Genomic DNA, 19,189 nt, shown 5'->3' with positions numbered 1-19,189 from the left:
CGCCTGCACATGATCACGCCAGAACTGGCGCCGGTCCTCGCGCGTCTTGGCCATCGTTCCGCTCCCGTCCGCTGAACCTGGACGGTGGAGAATGGCTCAGGCGCTCGGCATCACGAAACGTGGGGGGCCCGCATCGGACACGCTGCGACCGCGCATCGCCGGTGTCCCGCGGAAAGTTCCCAACGGGACACCGGCCGTGCCCGCAGCGGCTGGCAAGGTCCGGCCATGACCCGACGCGGCCTAAATGCTGCTGCATTTCATGACCGATCGCTGCGTCGTCTGATCGCGGGCTCAGGTGTGTATGGGAACGTCGCTCTGCCGTCGCGGTTGGATACCCTCAAATGGATCGGCCAAGTTTTGGGATGCTCAGGAGAAAGGCCCCGGCGGAACCGGAGCCTTAGAAGATCAAATGGTATGGAGCGATCTTGTGCCGCCGATCCGCGTTTAGTCCCGGTGCCGACCGACGCCTTGCGGTCATGCCGCCGGTGCCGTGTGCGCGAACACGCGTCGGTGCAGGCGTTCGAGCCGACGGTCATACAGGCCCCAGGCGCGCAGGTCCTGAACGGTCTTGTCCAGGTAGGCCGCGCAGGTGCCCAACGCGCCGCGGCCTGTACTCAGATACGTTGCCGCGGTCGCCTCGTCGGGGCGCTCAATGTAGCGCTCGCTGCGCGTGTTGGCGACGAACGCGAGCGCCCAAACGCGCTCGCCGGGGGTGGCGACGGCGACCCAGCGCGGGACGTACACGCCCGTTAGCATCTCGCGTCGCCAGATCAGCAGCAGTTCCGCGCGCAGGTTCTCGGGCGGCAAGCGCAGCGCCACGCCCCGGCAACTCCCGCCGCCAGTGAGCGCGAGCATGAGCCCCGGCGCCTCGGGCGAGCCACGGCCATGGGTCATCCGCAGGCGGAAGTCGCGATGATAGCCGTATAGCCGGGCCGGTCGGTGCTCGGCCACGGGCACGCACGGGTTCCAGATCAGCGAGCCGTAGGCGAACACGAACACGCCGGTATCAGGGTCCACACCGTCAGGGGCATCGGCGAGCATGCGGTCCCGTGACGCCCGCAGGGTGGCGTCGTCCAGCACCTCGACGTCCGGGTGATGTTGAGCGAAATAGGCGCGCAGGCCGTCCTGTTCCAAGACCTCGCGGGTGATTGCGGGCGGTTGCTCGGTGTGCGCGGTCGCGGACATGTCGGCTTCATTCTTGTGGCGCGGGATCGGCTGCACCTTACCGATTTAGGTGATGCCTTGGGAGGACGCTCCTTCCCTCAGTGGATAGGCGGCTTGTCCCAAGGAAGCCGGTGCACACCGAAGCATGGTAGTCCGGTTTTCCTTGAACAACGGATGGCGGTGTCGTGTTGGCGTACTTCCGAGCCCAAAGCAGACCCTCGGGAGCGCCCACTACAGCCGCCCGTACAAATACCCAGAACTCAACGCAGTGACCCGCGATGGGCCGGCGCATTTTTTCAAGCCCCCTCTGCCCCGGACAGCAATCTCTTCTGATTCGCCGCCTGGCAGGGATCAGGGCTGACGGTCTTCGTCGCCTCGATCCAGGCCACGGGGTTGGCATTACGCTCATGATCGGCAATTATCGGGGCATGGGAGGCAACGGCTGCATATCCAAAGGCGCGCGGGTGCTCGCCGTCGCCGTGGCACTTGTCGTTGGCCTCGCGGGCGCGCTGCCTGCTGAGGCCGCCCACGCCCATGCCCACCCCGACCAAGCGTCCCAGGTAGCGGCCACAGATGGCCCGAGTTTAGGGCCCGAGGTGCCTGAGGACCATGGCCGGCGTCATGCCGGCACTGGCTGTCACGGGGCGCTGTGCTGGTCGCTGATCGCTCAACCTGTTGTCATGGTCGCGGTCTCTCGCCTGTCGACGGCGCGCCCGACGAGCGGGCTTGGCCCACTGCCCAGCGGCCCGGATCTGCAAGGCGAACCGCCGGTCCCCAAACACGGGTAAGCCCGACTGCAGCCCGCGTGCACCACGCCCGTTCGGGTGTGATCGCGTCCAGGTAGTCTAAAGTTTTCTCAATCTGCCCGTGGGCACGTCGGCGTTTCAGGCGCCGGAGCGCCCCACTGCTTACCCGTTTTGACATCCGGAGACATCGCCATGCGTAAACCGACCAGCTTCACCCGCCGAACCGGGACCGCCGTGTTCGCCCTGATGATCGGCTTCCCCGCCGCGCTGCAGGCGGCCGGGGATCACGAAAAGTCTTACGGCCACGCCGGTACGCTGGACGAGGTCGACCGCACCGTCCGGGTCGAGGCCCAGGGCATGCGCTTCAGTCACGAGCGCATCCCCGTCAAGCCCGGTCAGACCGTGCGTTTTGTCGTAACAAATACCGGCGAGACTCAGCACGAGTTCACCGTCGGCCCGCCCAGCGTCCAGAAGTCCCACCGCGCGGAAATGCGCGAGATGATGGGCAGCGCCAATGCGGAAAACGGGCATCACGGCGGTGGTCACCAGGGCGGTGGTCACCGAGGCGGTGGTCACAACGGGGTTGACGGGCATCACGGTGGCGAGGCCGATGCCAGCGGGCATGCTACCGCGTCGTCCGGCCACGGCCATGCCAACAGCGTGATGGTTCAGCCTGGCGAAACGAAGGCACTGATCTGGCACTTTGCCCAGGTCGACAATGTTCGCTTCGGCTGCAACGTGCCGGGCCACTATCAGGCCGGTATGCACGGTCCGTTCGTCGCCGGCGAATAAGCGCGCGCAGTCCTGCCGGGTCCGGACAGGCCCGGCAGGACTGCGGGCCGGCTATTCGCGTCGCCGGCTACGGGCTGCGGGCCGGTCACGTCGAGTGTTGTCGCAACAAGGCCCGGCTGCCTCGGTGATGATCGGCGCCGGCAGTTGTCCGGCAGTTGCCCGTGGGCTCGGGCGCTTTCGGTGTACAATCTGGGTACAGCAATGGACCTGCGAGCGATGACGATATTTCGATCGACGATCGTGTGTCCCGAGTGTGGGCACGAGGAAACTGAGACGATGCCAGCCGATGCCTGTCAGTATTTCTATGATTGTCGCGGATGCGGCGCGGTTCTCAGGCCCAAATCGGGCGATTGCTGTGTCTTTTGCTCCTACGCGGATGTCCCCTGTCCGCCGATACAGGAGGGCGCAACTTGCCGGTAAGCCGCTGATCAAAGTCCTCTTTGCGTGGGCAAGGGAGCGTGAAAGCGGCATCGCGTTGTTCTGCGACCGATATCGGGACCCATCGGCAATTGCTTCGGCCTTTCCTGGCAAAAGCGTTTAGATCGCCTCAATCTTTGGCAAGCGCGGCGAGCAGCGTCAGCACTGCTCCCATGGCCAGGCCGAACGGTCGCCATCGCGCGGTCATCCAGGCACTCCTGAAAGCGGGGGCTTGTAGCGGTGGGCATGGTCGGGTCGTCTGGGTCGGCGACGCGGCGTCAGCCGGCAGTGCGGGTGAAAGGGCGGGTGCGTCCGTCGCGGGTGAAGGCGAACACGTCCTGGACGCCACCGCCCCCCATACCGGGGGAGTCCTGGGGCATGCCGGGCACCGCGATTCCATGGACGTCCGGGCGCTCGGTCATAAGCTTCTCGATCGCCGGCAGGGGGACGTGCCCCTCGACCACGTACCCATCGACGATCGCGGTGTGGCAGGACGCCAGTTGCGGCAGCAGGCCAACCTGCTTCTTGATCGATGTGACGTTCTGCAGATCCACCACCTCGACCTTCCAGGCGTCGGCCCGGACATAGTCCACCCAACGCGCGCAACATCCGCACGTCGGGCTCTTGTAGACCCGCATTGTCTTGGCCGGCGCGGCGCCGGCCGAGCCGGTACGTGCCAGCGCCGCTGCCGCGGTGACGCCGAGCAGGGCGCCCGCAAAACCGCGGCGGTTGATCAGGCTCCGGTCAGCGTGTCGGATCATGTCTGCCTCGTCGATTCTGGCTCGAATAGTGTGTCCTCGGAATCACCGGTTCCGGACCATACCGGGGCGATGCTTGTTCTGTATCCAACAATGTTCCGATACGGTGCGCAAGACGCGGCCGAACAAAATTTCCGTCTTGACCTTCCCCTGGCTGGAAGCTGTCAGTGTGGAGCGAATATCCGTCGCCAAGATGGGCGGCCTCATCCGTTCCATCCGGCGTTATGGACTGGCTCTTGGCCGGCTCGCGGGGAAATGTAAAAAGCAAGAAGGGGCAGTCCATGGCCCGCAACGAAACGGAAGGTCGCGCGCCTCTTGGCAGTGGGGCGTCCGATGACGGCAGCGCGAGTGCCGCCGGCCATAGGGGTTCAGGGGACACGCCAGCAGCTCCGGCACAGGACACCGGGCCGAGGTACATTTGCCCGATGTGTTCCGGGGTGGAAAGCGATCGGCCTGGCAGCTGCCCGAAATGCGGCATGGCGCTCGAACCGGCGACACCGGCATCGACACGCAAGACCCAGTACACCTGCCCGATGCATCCCGAGATCGTCCGCGACGCCCCGGGCGAATGCCCGAAATGCGGCATGACGTTGGAGCCGATGACCGTCTCTTCCGAGGCGGAAAGCAGCCCCGAACTGGTCGACATGACCCGCCGGTTCTGGGTGGGCGCGTTGCTGACGATTCCAGTGCTCGTGCTTGCCATGGGGCCGCATGTCCCGGGGATCGGGCCTGTCCTGCATGCCTGGGTGGCGAAGCCCACGGCCAATTGGATCGAATTCGTTTTCGCGACACCGGTCGTGCTGTGGTCGGGGTGGCCGTTCTTCCAGCGCGGCTGGACGTCGATTGTCACCCGCAACTTGAACATGTTCACCCTGATCGCGCTGGGCGTAGGCGCCGGTTACGCGTTCAGCGTCGTGGCCACGGTGGCACCCGGTATCTTTCCGGCCGCGTTCCGGGCCGCGGACGGCAGCGTCGGCGTTTACTTCGAGGCCGCGGCCGTGATCGTCGTTCTGGTGCTCCTCGGCCAAGTGATGGAACTGCGCGCCCGCGAGAAAACGGGCAGCGCGCTGCGGGCCCTGCTCGACCTGGCACCGGCCACGGCCCGGCGGGTCGCGGCAGACGGCACGGACTCCGAGGTGACCCTGGACCAGGTGCTTGCCGGCGACCGGCTACGCGTGCGGCCCGGCGACAAGGTCCCCGTCGACGGCGAGGTCCTGGACGGGCGGAGTTCCATCGACGAATCGATGGTGACCGGCGAACCGATCCCGGTTGAAAAAGCCGCCGGTGAGAAGGTGATCGGCGGCACGCTGAACCAGACCGGCAGCTTCGTCATGCAGGCCGAACACGTCGGCAGCGAGACGATGCTCTCGCAGATCGTCCAGATGGTGGCCGAGGCGCAGCGCTCGCGCGCGCCGATCCAGCGCATTGCCGACGTCGTGGCGGGCTATTTCGTGCCCACGGTCGTCGCGATCGCGGTGGTTGCGTTCATCGTTTGGGGGATCTGGGGACCGGCGCCGTCGATGGCGTATGCCCTCGTGGTGGCGGTCTCCGTGCTGATCATCGCCTGTCCCTGCGCGCTCGGCCTGGCGACGCCGATGTCGATCATGACCGGGACCGGGCGTGGCGCACAGGCGGGCGTTCTGATCAAGAACGCGGAGGCGCTGGAGCGGTTCGAGAAGGTCGACACGCTGATCGTGGACAAGACCGGAACCCTCACCGAAGGCAAGCCCCGGGTCGTGGCCGTCGAGCCGGAGGCCGGCTTCGACGAAAACCGTCTCTTGCGCCTGGCGGCCAGTCTGGAGCGCGGCAGCGAGCACCCGCTCGCCTCGGCGATCGTCGCGGCTGCCACAGAACGCGGCCTCGACCTCGGCGACGCCGACGACTTCGACGCGCCGACCGGCAAGGGCGTGCGCGGCACCGTTGACGGCGCGCAGGTCGCACTCGGCAACGTTCACCTGCTCCGGGATCTCGGCGTTTCCCCCGGATCGCTCGGTGACCGCGCGGATCGTCTGCGCGCCAAGGGTCAGACGGTGATGTTCGTCCTGATCGACGGTGCGCCTGCCGGGCTGATCGGGGTGGCGGATCCGATCAAGGAAAGCACGCCGCAGGCGATCCAGGACCTGCGCCGCGACGGCATCCGGATCGTCATGCTGACCGGCGACAACCGGCGAACCGCCGAAGCCGTAGCCGGTGAGCTCGGGATCGACGAGGTCGAGGCCGAGGTGCTGCCGCAGCAGAAGAGCGATGTCGTCAAGCGCCACAAGCAAGAGGGGCGGGTCGTGGCGATGGCGGGCGACGGCGTCAACGACGCGCCCGCGCTCGCGGAGGCGCACGTCGGTGTGGCGATGGGAACCGGCACCGACGTCGCGATCAAGAGCGCCGGTGTCACGCTGGTGAAGGGCGATCTGGCCGGCATCGTCCGCGCTCGTCGGCTCAGCCGGGCGGTGATGCGCAACATTCGACAGAACCTGTTCTTCGCCTTCGTCTACAACGCGCTCGGCGTGCCGGTCGCTGCCGGCGTGCTCTATCCCTTCTTCGGCATCCTGCTGAGCCCGATCATCGCCGCGGCGGCGATGAGCTTGAGCTCGGTCTCGGTCGTGGGCAACGCCCTGCGGCTGCGTGCGACCCGCATTTGAGTCGGTTGCCGTTTCAAAATCCAAACCTCACGGGAGGGGACACGATGATGCAGAAGTGGTTTCGCAAGGCCGCTGGGGCGGCCATTGCCGCGGGCGTGAGCGTCGCGGCATCGACGGCTGTGGCACAGGGGAGTCCCGCTGGCCGTTACGACCACATGATGTGGAACGGCGGATGGGCCCATTGGATCATGGGTCCGTTCATGATGATCCTTTTTGTCGGGCTCCTGGTCTTTGCCGTTGTCGCGGTGATCCGATGGCTGGGCCCGCCCGAGCAACGCGGCCGACAAGCTGGCGGGTCGTCGGCCCGCCATCTCGGGGTCATTCTGCCCATGTCAGGCGGAATGTCACCGTTCACTACCCCTGGCATCCGCTGTTCGGCCGCGAGGTGGTCGAGCATTTGCGGGAGCGCTGGGGGCCGGATGAGGTCGCCTTCGTCGAATTGAACCCTGGAGAGATCGTCGTCATCGCCGGGTGGATGCTCGATCCACTGGTCTGCGGCGAGATGGCGATCGGCGCGCCGACGGTGAGCCTGTCGGCGCTGGCGGATCTTAACCAGCTTCTCATTCATCTCGGGTTCCGGCCATACTCCACGAATGACGCTCATCGCGCCGTGGAGTCGCCCGATGCCGTCGCCCAGAAATCCGGACCCGCAGGCGCCGCGTCAGCTCCTGCTGACGCTGGACTCGACCAAGCTGCGCGGGTTGAGCGAGGAGGACCGCGCGACCGCCGTGAGGGTGCTGGCCGGCCTTTTGATGGAGGCCGGCGGCCTAATCGCCGAGGAGGACGGCGATGACGGCGACACGCGCTGAGGCGCTGCCGGCGTCGGTCCTCGGGCGCAAGGCCGTGGTCTACGTCCGCCAGTCGACCCAGGCCCAGGTCGAGACGAACACGGAAAGCCAGCGGCGCCAGTACGAGCTGGTCGAGGTGGCGCGCGGGCACGGGTTCAAGGACGTATCCGTCATCGACGACGACCTCGGCCGATCGGCCAGCGGGACCGTCGCCCGTCCCGGGTTCGATCGGCTGGTCGCCTGGCTGTGCGCCGGCGAGGTCGGCGCCGTGCTTTGCTTCGATGCCTCACGGCTGGCGCGGAACGGCCGGGACTGGCACCACCTCCTGGAGCTCTGCGGCCTGGTCGAGGCGCGGGTGATCGACACCGAGGGCATCTACGACCCGTGTCGACCGAACGATCGCCTTCTCCTGGGCATGAAAGGCACGATCAGCGAGTTCGAACTCGGCGTCATCCGGGCGCGCATGCTGGACGCGGCCTGGGCCAAGGCGCGCCGCGGCGAACTGCGCATCAGCGTGCCGATCGGCTATACGTGGCATCGGGAGCTCGGGCTCGGGTTCGACCCGGATCTGCGCATCCAGGAGGCCGTTCGCGTCATCTTTGCCCGGTTCCGCGAACTCGGCAGCGCCCGGCAGGTCCACCTCGCCCTGACGGCCGAGGGCATGCACTTTCCCCGCCCGTACGACGGCCGGCAGTTGACGCAGCTTGAGTGGACGCCGATCCGCTACCGCAACGTGATCGGCGTGCTCAAGAACCCGTTCTACGCCGGCGTCTACGTCTACGGCAAAAGCCAGAAGCGCACCGAGATCGTCGACGGGCGGGTGCGCAAGAGCTACGGCCACGCCCGCCCGCGGGACGCCTGGGAGGTGGTCCTGAAAGACCACCACGAGGGCTACATCGACTGGGCGGAGTACGAGCGCAACCAGGCCCAGCTCGCCGCGAACGCCTACGGTAAGACGGGCGGCACCAAGTCAGGCCGTGGCGGCCAGGCGCTGCTTGCGGGTATGCTTTCCTGCGGGCGCTGTGGCCGGCGTCTCGCGGTGGTCTATACGGGACGGCAGTCACGCCGTCCGGTTTACCGCTGCGACCGTCCGAACCTGATGCTCGGGCGCCCGCGTTGCCTGGGGTTCGGCGGTCCCCGCATCGATGCCGCGGTGGCCCGGGAACTGCTCCAGGTCGTGCAGCCGATGGCGATCGAGGCAGCGGAGACGGCGGAGCGGATGCGGATGGAAAGCGAAGGCGAGCATCTGCGGATGGTCGAGTTGGAGCTGCAGCAGGCGCGTTACGAGGCGAGCCTGGCGGAACGCCGCTATGCTGCTTGTGATCCGGATAACCGGCTGATCGCCGCGCAGCTGGAAAAGAACTGGGAAACATCCCTGCAGCGCGTCGCGGCGTGCGAGGAGCGCCTGACGGATGCCAAAGCGACGCAAGCCGAGGCGACATTTCCGGACCTGACCGGTCTTGCCGACGACCTGCAGGTCGCTTGGAACGCGCCGACCACGACGACCAGGACGCGCCAGCGCCTCCTGCGGGCCCTGGTCAACGATATCGTCGCCGACGTCGACGAGGAGGCCCGCGAGGTCGTGCTGGTGATCCACTGGCGCGGCGGCCAGCACTCCCAACTCCGCGTCCGGAAGCCCCGGACGGGTGAGCACGGGTGCAGCACCTCCGAGGAGGCGCTGGAGGTGATGCGCAGCATGGCCGGGCGGTGGTCCGACGAGCACATCGCCGCGTCGCTCAACCGGATGGGGCTGCCGACCGGCCAGGGCAAGACCTGGACCGCCAAGCGGGTCGCGTCGGTCCGCCGTGTCCGGGATATCCACGCCTACCGATCCGCTGAGAAAGACGGTGCCTGGCTCACGATGACCGAGGCGGCGAAAGCGCTCGGCGTGACGAACCACGTGATCAGGCGCCTGATTAAAGACGGCGACTTACCGGCCGAGCAGGTGGTGCCGGGCGCGCCCTACCAGATCCGCGCGCAAGACCTCGAACGCGAGCAAGTCGTAGCTGCCCTCGCGCGCAAAGGCGGCCCGTGTCGCGACAAACGCCAGGACACGCTTCCAATCATTTCAGACACTTGAACAGGAGGTGCATAATGAGCCAGTCCTCGTGCGATCCTGGAAGAACGGTTTGCCCGCGGCGAGATCGACGAGAAAGAGTTCAGCGAGCGTAAGCGTGCTCTTGAAGAGTGAAGTTGGATCGGCCGTGTGCAGCTGGTGCATTCACTCGCTGACAGATAACAGCTTCCTATGGTCGAGAAGGGCGCTCAGCGAAAAGGCGCACCAAGCCAGAACAAACCAGAACAACCGATCGGACGGAATCCAGAACGATGATTCGGAAAGTCGCCTTTGCAGTCGGTGTGAAAGTGCGGTCAACTAGATCCATCCCGCAATGTGTTGATCGGCGCGAGGTCACGGCGCCGATCAGCGTGCCAAGCACCTCATGCTAAACAGTTTTGTTGCTGTGACCCTGGCGCCGATGCACAGCCAAGCGCGGCACCTCGGAGGAGCCGCTTCTCGCCGAGGTGACGCGGGGCTATTCTAAGGCATGACGGCCACGTTTGTTCGCGAACATCACCCCGGCGATCACAGCCGCTCCACCGACAGCGAAACGACAGAAGTCGGTGTTGTGTGGATATTTTTGAAGCTGTAAGCCGAGTTAGTGTACCGACCGCCCGAGAACATATGAGCATTAAGCTCGGCGCGGGCAGTCGATCTGAGATGTTTGCAAGTGAAAGCCCCCCGTTCAGCTACTAGTTATCGCTCACATTCTCCATAACATCTTGCATTCGGTTCTGGAGTTGAATGCGCGCCTCCAGGGCCTCACCGTGCCGCTCGGCCATGCGGTCATGAAGCTGGCGAATGCGTTTCGGATCCGGGCGCTGTTCCAGCATCGCTTCTTGCATCTCGTCCCGAACGGCCATCATGTCGAGCATCGCCTCCATGTGCGTTCGCCGCATCTCCTGACGCAACTCCTGAAATTCGGCGCGCTCCTGTTGGCTGAGGCCCTGCATAATGCCGGAGCCCATCATCGGCCTCATCATGTTCATGCCCCCCATCATGCAGGGCCCCAGCTGTCCGGGCATCATGCCGCCTTGACCCATCATACCAGGACCCATTTGCTCGCTGCCCAACATGCCTGGGCCCATCTGTCCGCCGCTCCGGTTCTGCATGGATTGCATCATCTGACGGCGTTGCTCGGGGCTCATGCTCTCCAGCATGTTCTGCATACGCTCGCGGTTCATGCCGCCTTGCATGTTGCTCTGGGCTTGGCTGCCGTTGTCGGCGACGGCGACCGGTGCCTTCGCCAAACTGCCCGCCATCATTGCGGTCGCCAGCACAAAGGCTGTGGTCGTTCTTGCGAATCTCATCTTCGATCTCCCGTATTCCGTGTGTTTGCGCCGCGATTCCGCGTTCGCGCGCCGATGCTCCAGGGCAGGCCAGGGCCTCAATGGCCATGTCGGCGCCATGGCAGGCCGTTCGAGCGTCGTCTGGACGATGGGCGGCATCGCCCGACGGCCTTGTTCGACACCGCAGGGGCACCCCTCCGGGCGTCCACGAGCGTGGACGGCGGCTTTCTCCTAGGCGAAACCTGCATATGCGTAAGAGCGTCCGGTACATAAACATATTCCAAGAGTCGAATGAAGTGAAACCTGATCAAAAGGCGTTGAGGGGTGAGCCTGAGGTGACCAAGCGGACAGTGTGGTTGCCGCCCACACGGATGATGGCCGCTCCTGTGAAGGTTTCTTGGATGTCTGCCGGACACGGTTGCAGCCGCGCGGCACGACCGGCAGACGTCCGAGAAAGCGCAAGGGAGGAAACCGCGGGCCGAGGAGCTATGACCGGAGCCAGCTGATGGTTATGGAGAAAGTAGCCTCGGGGGACGTCCCGGTGGCTTCGGCGCGGGCGCGGTTGTGGCACCGCACAGGGAATACGGCGGGCTCGGCGAGGTGGATCGTGGTCGGTTTCGGCGCGTTGGCCGGCGGGATAGCGGCATTGAGCAGCTGATGGCGGCCGTTGGCGCGCGGGTGCTCACGACCGGCGGAGAGCAACGGGCCAGGCGATGCTATTGGACCTGAGGGAGGCCGGCGGTGACGCGTCATAACGCGATCGCCACGGCGGTGATGGTGTGCGGTGGTGCCCGGGGCTGGGTGCCGGGCTGGAGCGTCTCGATGATGGCCATGACGCCGCCGCATTGCGGGCACGGCGGTGAACTGGCGAGGGGTGGCTCGCAGTTCGACGGTGTCTCGTCGGGGCGGGGAAGCAGCGCGGTCTCGGCGATCAGGGCACGGGCGTGAGCCACGTTTCCGACGCGCCGGGGGTTGGCGAGGAAGCCGTAATGCCGGATCCGATGGAAGCCTGCCGGCAGGACGTGCAGCAAGAAGCGACGGATGAACTCCGCCGGCGGCAAGGTCATCGTCTTGAGCCGGGTCCGCCCTTCCAGGCGATAGTCCTTCCATCTGAAGGTCACCCCGGTCTCGTCGAGGCGGAGCAGGCGGCTGTTGGCGATGGCGACGCGGTGGGTGTAGCGCGCGAGGTAGGCGAGCACGGCGTCGGGTCCGGCGAAGGGGCGCTTGGCGTAGACGACACATTCCTGCTCGCGCAGCGGCGCGAGGTAGCGCTTGAAGGCTTGCGGATCGGCGAGACCGGCGTGGTCGCCGAAGAAGGCGAGCTGGCCGGCGGTATGGGCGGCGGTGAGCTGCTCCAGGACCAGCCGGCGGAACAATCGGGACAGCACGCGCACCGGCAGAAAGAAGCCGGGCCGGCAGGCGATCCAGCGGCGGCCGTCCGGACTGAAGCCGCCGCCGGGGACGATGCAGTGCAGATGCGGATGATGCGTCATCGCCGAGCCCCAGGTGTGCAGCACGGCAGTGAAGCCGATGCGGGCGCCGAGGTGCTTGGGATCGGCGGCGATGGTCAGCAGGGTCTCGGCGGTCGCCTTGAACAGGACGGCGTAGATCGCGGCCTTGTTCTGGTAGGCGATGTCGGCGACCGCCGCCGGCAGCGTGAAGACGAGATGGTAATACGGGACGGGGAGCAGGTCGGCCTGCCGGGCGGCGAGCCAGGCGTGGGCGGCCGCGCCCTGGCAACCGGGACAATGCCGGTTGCGGCAGGAGTTGTAGGCGATCCGGGTATGGCCGCAGTCGTGGCAGGCCGCGACGTGCCCGCCCAGGGCCGCCGTGCGGCATTGCTCGATCGCGGCCATGACCTTGAGCTGGCCGAGGCTGAGACGGCCGGCGTGGGCCTGACGATAGGCTGGGCCTTCAGTGCGCAGGATGTCTGCGACGGCCAACGACGACCCGAGCATCGGGCGGTCTCCGACAACAGCGGACGGCAAGCGCCAGTGTGCAACCGAGCGAGGCTACGCTGCCCGCCCGCCCGGCTCCCACAGAAATCGGTGCCTACCATGTTGCATACCGCCGAAGCGGTTTAGTCCACTGGCCCATCCTGGCCGACACCCGTGTCGCTTGGGCGGTCCGGTCTGCCTCGGAAAGCTGCCGATAGGGACGTTTCTGTCTGAACTTTACCACTAAAGCTGTTGGCGCGCCTGGAAGCGGTTCGGCGCCGCGCCCTGGCGGCGGCAAGCGCGTTCCGCCGCCTACGATACCTGGAGATCGACCCATCGGCCCGCATGGCCTGGGCCGCCGGTCGCGAGCTGCCGCTGACGGCCGTCGAATTCGACCTGCTGGAACTACCCACCCGCCACGCGGGCCGGACGGTGACCCGCGACGGCCTGCTGGAGGCGGTCTACGGCCCCGATATCCTGGCGGACTGCAACGCCCTGAACGTCTTCATGAGCCGCCTTCGCCGGAAGCTCGCCGCGGCGGGCGGCGGCTATCCAATCGAGACGGTCGCCCGGATCGGCTACAAGTTCGATCTAAACCAACTCTACACCTGAGGCCGCCAACGGGTGCGCTCGAGCGACCGGTCGCCGTGAGGCCCACGCGGCCACAAGGTAACCTCACAGCCTAACGCCGCCCGAACGCCCCCGCGTCGCGAGAGGTAGGATGCGGGAGCGCCTGTACATTGGCGGTGTCGTGCCTAGCGCCGCCCGCGGGGCGGTCCTCATGCCTCAAGAACAAGACGGCACATCGTCTGGTGGTCAAAGAGACACAGCCGGACCACAGGGGCGGTGAACATGTCGACACCGACGGAGAACGTGGGCTCGTTGCCACGGCCAACCCAGTTGCAGGAAGCGATCCAGCGCCATGATGCCGGGGAGATCGGCACCGAGGAGCCGGAAAAGACCCATGACGACGCCTATCGCAACACGATCACGCGCATGGGGGCGATTGTGCAGGGCATCGTTTCCGCGGGGCGACTGCGACGTCTCGCGACCAAGTAAGCACGCGGCGACGTCCACGAGACGCCGCCGCGTGTACCCCACTCGATCACTGCGGCCTGGTTAGGTGCGCACGAGCAAGCCCTCCGCATCCATCCGGTCTAGCGCACGGGTGAAGCTCTCGATCGTCGCCACCAGGTCGTCGTCGCTGTGCGCCGCCGAGGTCATGCCGCCGGGCCAGCCGGAGATGTCGACACCCTCGAGGAGCCAAGCCAGCCGTAGAGCCGCGACCCTGTCCGCCGGCTTCGTCTTCAACTCCCTCCACGACACCGAGAACGGGTCGAATTCCTCGGGGTGGACGGCCCGGCCGTCGGGGTTCATGAAGAAGTGGAAGCCGGAGAACGTGCCGTAAACGCTCCACGGCACGTCGCGGGCCGCAAGCGCCCGGTTGAACCCCTGCCGGAGGCTAGCTGCGACCGCGTTAGCGCGTTGGCAGGGCTCCCCGGACTCGATGATTTCCAGGGCCGTGATCCCGGCCGCTGCGGAGACCGGGTTGGCGTTGAAGGTGCCCGGATGCAGGACCTTGTCCTGTCCCGCCGCGGCCATCGCGTCGAAGTCCAGATGATCGAGGATCGCTTTCTTGCCGGCGATGGCGCCGCCGGGGGTCCCGCCCGCCACGATCTTGGCGAGCGTCGTGAGATCCGGCGCGATGCCGTAGGTGCCCTGTGCCCCGCCGGGGGCGACGCGGAAACCGGAGATCACTTCGTCGAAGATCAGCAGAGCGCCGCTCTTCTCGGTCACTGCCCGCAGGTGATGCAGCGTGTCGGGATGCAGCGGGATCATCCCGAACGATGCCCCCGTCGGCTCGACGAACACGGCCGCGACATCGTCGCGCTGCACCGCGGCCTCGATCACGTTCGGATCGTCGGGATCCACCAGCACCGTCCGGTCGGCCACCTCCCGTAGCACCCCGGGCGGGGGCGTCCCGTCGAAGTGGGAGACGTAGCCGGTCGCCATGTTGTCGTGCCAGCCATGGTAGTGGCCTCTCAGCCGGACGATCTTGTCCCGGCCGGTGTGCGCGCGTGCCAGACGCAGGGCGAGCAGCGTCGCCTCCGTCCCGGATGCCGTAAAGCGCACGCGCTCGGCCGCGGGCAACAGCCGAAGCACGGTCTCGCCCCAGATGACCTCGTCCTCGGTGTTCGCGCCGAACTGCGTGCTCCGGCTGAACGCGGCCTGCGCGGCCTCCGTGACGCGAGGGTGCGCGTGACCCAGTATCAGCGCACCGTGGCCGCCGAAGTAATCGGTGTAGACGTTGCCGTCGGCATCGCGCTTGTGCGCCCCCTCGGCGGCCCGGATGTAGATCCCGTAGGGATACATGTGCCGGGAATCGTGCGTGATCCCGCTGGGGAATACCTTTTGCGCCCGCTCGGCGAGCGCCGCCGAGGTGGGCGTGCGTTCCCTGTATTCGGCGATGATGTGCGAGTTGGACAGTGTCATGACCAGCCATGTCTCCTTGCGCGTGGCGCTTCCTGCGCGGGCGGCCTCATCCCAGCAGGCTCGGTATCCAGGTCGACAGCCCCGGGAACAGGGCGAGCAGCACGATGACCGTCGCGAAGGCGGCGTAGAACGGCAGCGATGCGACGATCGCCCGTTCGTAGGGTATCTCGGCGATCCGTGAGGCCGTCATCAGCGTCATCCCGACAGGCGGGGTGACGTTAGCGATGTTGAGCGTGACGATCATCAGGATCGCGAAGTGCAGCGGGTCGAAGCCCAACTGGACCATCGCGGGCACGAGGACAGGTCCGACGACGACCAGTGCCGGCAGCACGTCGATCACCGTCCCGATCAACAGGAGCAGCAGCGCCACGAGCATCAGCTGGAGGAACGGGACATCCGTTAGGGCGATGATAACGTCCGCCGCCTCGCGCGCGACCCCGGAGCGGGCGATGAACCAGCTGAGCACGGCGGACGCGGCGAGCAGAAAGAAGACCACACCCGAGAAGCGGACCGTTGTGAGCAGGGCCTGGAGCACGCCGCGCCACGTCAGGTTGCGGTAGACGAGGAAACCGATGCCCAAGGCATACACGGCGGCGAAGCCCGACGCCTCGGTCACCGTGGTCAGCCCGGCGAGGATGCCGCCTAGGATGATGACGGGCACGAGAAGGGCCGGCAGGGCCGACAGGAAAGCGATCGCCGCAACCTTGAGCGGTGTGGGATCCTGCCGGGGGTAGCGGCGCCACCAGGCCAAAACGCCGCTCACGGCGAGCAGCGAGAGCGCCATCAGCACGCCCGGGATGATGCCGCCGGCGAAGAGGTCTATAACGGACGTGTCTCGCAGGATCGTCGCGTACACGACCATCACGACACTGGGCGGGATGATCGGCCCAATAATCGACGAGCACGCGGTGATTGCTGCCGCGTACTCGGCGTCATACCCCTGCTTCTTCATCGCCGGGATGAGCAGCTTGCCCAGCGCGACGGTGTCGGTGATCGCCGCCCCGGTCAGGCCCGCGAAGAACACGGACACGGTGACGTTGACGTGGCTCAGCGCCCCGCGCACCTGCCCAATCAGGGCGTTGTTAAATGTAATGAGCTTTTGCGTCAGGCCGCCCTGGTTCATGAGTTCGGCCGTGAAGATGAAATACGGGATCGCGATCAGCATGTAGCCCGACACACCGGCGAACATGCGGTCGGCGATCACGCTCATCATGTAGGTGCCACCGATGGTATAGCTGCCGGCGGCGCCGGCCAGGGCCATGACGACCGCGATGGGCGTGCCGATCGCGAGCAGGACGACGAAAACGGCGAGTGCCAGCCCCATCAGGTCTCGTCCCCGGTGGTGCCCCGCAGCGCTCCATCGACGTACGCCGCGTCCGGAGTCATCTGATGCTCTAGCAGCGACACGCCGTGAACCAAGTGAAGCAGCGTGACCGCGCCGGTTATCGGCACCGCGATCGCGGTGTAATACTGCGGAATCTGGATATGGGCGGACACCATGTAGGTCTGACGCGCGTTGAGGAAGAACTGCCAGCCGTACCAGACCAGCATGACGGCGAAGACAGCGATGACGGCAAGGCAGGCGATCGCGGTCGCGCGAACGACAACCTGCGGCAACAGCTTGACCAAGACCGTCATGGCGACGTGCTCGCCGTGGTAGAACGCGATCGTGATGGAGATCAGCCCGATCCAGGGCAGGAAAACGCGGGCCAGGGAGTAGGTCCAGCTCAGCGCGCCACCCGTGAAGATCGTGTAGACGAAGCCCGTGAACGAAATGCCCAGCATGGCCAGGACACAGGCGACGCAGACCGTGATGGCCCCCTGGTTCGCCCAATAGCTCGCCTGTTTCAAGGCGTTCAGAACCGGCATCAGACGCCTCCGCTCTGACACGGCCGTGGCCGTGTCGAGATTCTGGCCGGCCACCGAGGGGGCGGGCGCGGCGGAACCGCGCCCGCCCCGGGGCGACCAGCGTTTACTGGCCGTAGGTCTGGTAGTCCTGAGCCTTCAAGTTTTTGCCGACCTCTTCGACCTTCTGGAGCAGGCCCTCGACTACTTCACGCTTGAGGCCGAAGTCGTTGATGATCCAATCCTTCCAGGCCGGACGGGCCATCTCCTTCATCTTCTGGCGCTCGTCCGCCGGCATCCGGTAGCACTTCTTGAAGATCTCGCAGGACTGCTGCCAGCTCGCCGACGCCAGCATGCCTGCGGCCCCGTGCGCTAGCTGGATCGCTTCGCGGGCCGAGTGTGTCACGATCTTCTGGTACTCCTCGGGCAGGCTCTGGTACCAGCGCTCGCTCACAACCCAGGTTTGGGTGTTGTAAACGTGACCCGTTAGGGTTGTGTAGTCGGTCACGTCGTCGAGGTTGTAAGCTGTGTTGACGACCGGAGCGTTGAACTGTCCGTCGGCGAGCCCGGTTTCCAGGGCAGTTTGGACCTCGCCCCAGGGAAGCGGCGTCGCCGACGCGCCCATAGCGTTCATGATCGCCACGTGGGCGGGGTTCTCCTCGACGCGGATGTTCAGCCCCTTGAGGTCCTCCACGGTCTTGATCAGACGCTTGTTGTTGGTGAACGCGACGAAGCCGCCGCCGTCGTCGAACGTCCCCAAATAGCGCATGTTCGCCTTTTGAACGGTGCCTTCCATGAAGTCGGCGAACCATGCGCTGTCGAAGAAGGTCCAGGCCTGGCGCCAGTTTTCGAACAGAAACGGCGCCGTGACCACCTGATACTTGCCGTAGAACGACGACATGGCGCCGGACGACATGACGGTCGACTGGATGCTGCGGCCGCCAGCCTGTACCTGCTGGCCCGTTTCAACCTCGGAGCCCAGCTGGGAGTTCCCGAAGACCTGGACATCGATGGCACCCTCGGTCCGGGACTCCACGAGATCCCGGAAGTGAACCAGCCCCGGATAGATCTCGTTGTTGGTGAGGTTTTCCGGCGCCAGCGTCGCGATCGCCATCTCGTATTCCTGCGCCTCAGCCACCGAGGGCGTCGCCAGACCCACCATCGCTGAGGACGCGAGTGCGATCCCCGCGGTCATGATCATGTTGCGCGTTTTCAAGACTGTTCTCCTGTCGGTGAAGCCGTCCCATGTGTCGTTTTTACCCGCTTTTTTCTGGAAAGCGGTAAACTAGACCCTACCGGTCCGCGTCCCAGGACCGCAAGAGCCCCCATTTGATTCTAGATTCCGCAGTCGCGGGTCATGGCGACAGGCTTTGAGGCGCGGTATTCTGCGGCTATGAGCGCCTCGCGGGAGGTTTCGGGCGCTCACCCATCGGGTGATCGCCCGACGGTTGAACCGGCGTCTGGCGATCTGCGGTCGCCGGCAGTCGATACCTTCGCTGGCAAGGTCCATGTCGCTTGGGCGCCGGAGGAAGCGGTCACCCCGCTCGGCCAGTTGCCGTTCTTCATCGACCACCTCAAGCAGGCCGGCCTGTTTCACCCGTGGGTGGCTGACTGCCCGCTGGCCTACACCAGCCCGAATGCGCCGGCGAAACGCGATCTCCTGGGCACGCTCATGCTGGCGCTGCTGGTCGGCGCCAAGCGCTACGTTCACGTCACCGCGCTGCGCAACCACAGCGTCAACCCGGCGCTTCTGCCGGTAGGCCTTGTCGCGGACGTACTTGAAGGTCGCCAGGAACGGTACCGGCTTCAGGTAGCCGCGGACCCGCTGAACAGCGGCCTTGTAGCCGGGCTTGCCCTCGGCCTAGCTCGGATCGGCGGGGAAGAACTGCAGCGTGGGCGTGAAGTTGACGCCGTACTTGCGCGCCAGCTTGTGTTCCGCCAACACCTCGCCATCGAAGTCGGCGACCCGGCGGTCGCCGCGCAGGTTGAGCTGCAGCACGGAGAAGTGCTTGCGCACGTAATCCGTGATCGCCGGGATGGTGAAGTTATCCTCGTGCATCCGCTCGCAATAGGGACACCCCAGGGCTGTTCAGTTTTTTTCATGAGCCGGCATAGTCGAAAAGTTTGTCGGGGTTGAGCGCGGTTGCGTAGCGCGCTTGAGCCACGTTGCGCACGCCGTTCGCCCGGAGGATGTTGAGCGCGAAGCTGCGGATACGAGTGAAGGGCCCGGGTTGGACACGGATCCGGCTGTGATCTTCGCCCAGG

18 protein-coding genes are annotated in these 19,189 nt (G+C 66.0%); 8 read left to right on the top strand and 10 right to left on the bottom strand.

The genetic code is table 11. The features are described 5' to 3' along the window. Positions 1–474: 474 nt before the first annotated feature. Entirely contained in the window at positions 475–1,185 is a 711-nt protein-coding gene (locus CKO28_RS19795; RefSeq protein ID WP_200342548.1) for a gamma-glutamylcyclotransferase, read from the bottom strand. Between the two features lie 917 nt (positions 1,186–2,102). Here CKO28_RS19795 and CKO28_RS19790 point away from each other — a divergent pair. Together CKO28_RS19790 and CKO28_RS28555 are read left to right on the top strand one after the other, a co-directional pair. Next, positions 2,103–2,702, top strand: coding sequence for a cupredoxin domain-containing protein (locus CKO28_RS19790; protein WP_200342547.1), 600 nt, complete (start codon positions 2,103–2,105; stop codon positions 2,700–2,702). A 201-nt stretch (positions 2,703–2,903) separates the two neighbouring features. Then, the gene (locus CKO28_RS28555; RefSeq protein WP_496196157.1) at positions 2,904–3,122 is read left to right on the top strand and encodes a GDCCVxC domain-containing (seleno)protein; all 219 of its coding nucleotides are present in this window, start codon (positions 2,904–2,906) and stop codon (positions 3,120–3,122) included. Between the two features lie 275 nt (positions 3,123–3,397). Here CKO28_RS28555 and CKO28_RS19785 read toward each other — a convergent pair whose 3' ends face one another. Next, positions 3,398–3,880 (bottom strand): DUF411 domain-containing protein, encoded by a 483-nt coding sequence (locus CKO28_RS19785; RefSeq protein ID WP_200342546.1) that lies wholly within the window; start codon positions 3,878–3,880, stop codon positions 3,398–3,400. Between the two features lie 278 nt (positions 3,881–4,158). Here CKO28_RS19785 and CKO28_RS19780 point away from each other — a divergent pair, with 278 nt between their 5' ends. After that, positions 4,159–6,513, top strand: coding sequence for a copper-transporting P-type ATPase (locus CKO28_RS19780; RefSeq protein ID WP_274611020.1), 2,355 nt, complete (start codon positions 4,159–4,161; stop codon positions 6,511–6,513). A 145-nt stretch (positions 6,514–6,658) separates the two neighbouring features. On the opposite strand, the gene CKO28_RS19775 is transcribed toward CKO28_RS19780, so the two are convergent. After that, the gene (locus tag CKO28_RS19775) at positions 6,659–7,081 is read right to left on the bottom strand and encodes a hypothetical protein (protein WP_200342544.1); all 423 of its coding nucleotides are present in this window, start codon (positions 7,079–7,081) and stop codon (positions 6,659–6,661) included. 55 nt (positions 7,082–7,136) lie between these two features. Between CKO28_RS19775 and CKO28_RS19770 the strand changes: the two genes are divergently transcribed. The 3 genes from CKO28_RS19770 to CKO28_RS29395 are packed head-to-tail and all read left to right on the top strand — an operon-like array spanning position 7,137 to position 9,492. After that, positions 7,137–7,322, top strand: a complete 186-nt coding sequence (locus CKO28_RS19770; protein ID WP_200342543.1) for a hypothetical protein — start codon at positions 7,137–7,139, stop codon at positions 7,320–7,322. Then, positions 7,303–9,381 carry a recombinase family protein gene (locus tag CKO28_RS19765; RefSeq protein ID WP_200342542.1) on the top strand — a complete coding sequence of 693 codons (2,079 nt, stop codon included), beginning with the start codon at positions 7,303–7,305 and terminating at the stop codon, positions 9,379–9,381. The genes CKO28_RS19770 and CKO28_RS19765 overlap by 20 nt, the downstream gene beginning before the upstream one ends. A gap of 33 nt (positions 9,382–9,414) precedes the next feature. After that, positions 9,415–9,492 carry an SHOCT domain-containing protein gene (locus CKO28_RS29395; RefSeq protein ID WP_200342549.1) on the top strand — a complete coding sequence of 26 codons (78 nt, stop codon included), beginning with the start codon at positions 9,415–9,417 and terminating at the stop codon, positions 9,490–9,492. 560 nt (positions 9,493–10,052) lie between these two features. Here the strand turns inward: CKO28_RS29395 and CKO28_RS19755 are convergent. Further along, positions 10,053–10,670, bottom strand: coding sequence for a periplasmic heavy metal sensor (locus CKO28_RS19755; RefSeq protein ID WP_200342541.1), 618 nt, complete (start codon positions 10,668–10,670; stop codon positions 10,053–10,055). 728 nt (positions 10,671–11,398) lie between these two features. Next, positions 11,399–12,607 (bottom strand): IS91 family transposase, encoded by a 1,209-nt coding sequence (locus CKO28_RS19750; RefSeq protein WP_200342540.1) that lies wholly within the window; start codon positions 12,605–12,607, stop codon positions 11,399–11,401. A 231-nt stretch (positions 12,608–12,838) separates the two neighbouring features. Here CKO28_RS19750 and CKO28_RS19745 point away from each other — a divergent pair, with 231 nt between their 5' ends. Further along, positions 12,839–13,198: a winged helix-turn-helix domain-containing protein gene (locus CKO28_RS19745; RefSeq protein WP_200342539.1), complete on the top strand. Its 360-nt coding sequence runs from the start codon at positions 12,839–12,841 to the stop codon at positions 13,196–13,198. Between the two features lie 240 nt (positions 13,199–13,438). Then, entirely contained in the window at positions 13,439–13,645 is a 207-nt protein-coding gene (locus CKO28_RS19740; protein ID WP_200342538.1) for a hypothetical protein, read from the top strand. A gap of 60 nt (positions 13,646–13,705) precedes the next feature. Here CKO28_RS19740 and CKO28_RS19735 read toward each other — a convergent pair whose 3' ends face one another. From CKO28_RS19735 to CKO28_RS19715, 5 genes are all read right to left on the bottom strand, one after another. Then, on the bottom strand, positions 13,706–15,079 hold the full coding sequence (locus CKO28_RS19735) for an aspartate aminotransferase family protein (protein WP_200342537.1): 1,374 nt from the start codon (positions 15,077–15,079) through the stop codon (positions 13,706–13,708). Positions 15,080–15,125: 46 nt separating this feature from the next. After that, complete coding sequence (locus CKO28_RS19730; protein WP_200342536.1) at positions 15,126–16,403, bottom strand: TRAP transporter large permease; 1,278 nt, start codon at positions 16,401–16,403, stop codon at positions 15,126–15,128. Then, entirely contained in the window at positions 16,403–16,948 is a 546-nt protein-coding gene (locus CKO28_RS19725) for a TRAP transporter small permease (protein WP_200342535.1), read from the bottom strand. Before CKO28_RS19725 ends, CKO28_RS19730 begins: the two co-directional genes overlap by 1 nt. Before the next feature lie 103 nt (positions 16,949–17,051). Next, a complete protein-coding gene (gene dctP, locus CKO28_RS19720; RefSeq protein ID WP_200342534.1) occupies positions 17,052–18,140 on the bottom strand; it encodes a TRAP transporter substrate-binding protein DctP in 1,089 nt (362 codons plus the stop codon). Positions 18,141–18,785: 645 nt separating this feature from the next. Then, positions 18,786–19,007, bottom strand: a complete 222-nt coding sequence (locus CKO28_RS19715; protein ID WP_274611021.1) for a thioredoxin family protein — start codon at positions 19,005–19,007, stop codon at positions 18,786–18,788. Positions 19,008–19,189: the final 182 nt, after the last annotated feature.

The sequence above is a fragment of the Rhodovibrio sodomensis genome, assembly GCF_016583645.1.
GTDB classification, from domain to species: Bacteria; Pseudomonadota; Alphaproteobacteria; order Kiloniellales; family Rhodovibrionaceae; genus Rhodovibrio; species Rhodovibrio sodomensis.
Note: the sequence above shows the minus strand (reverse complement) of the source record. Positions and strands in the feature narration are given on the sequence as shown.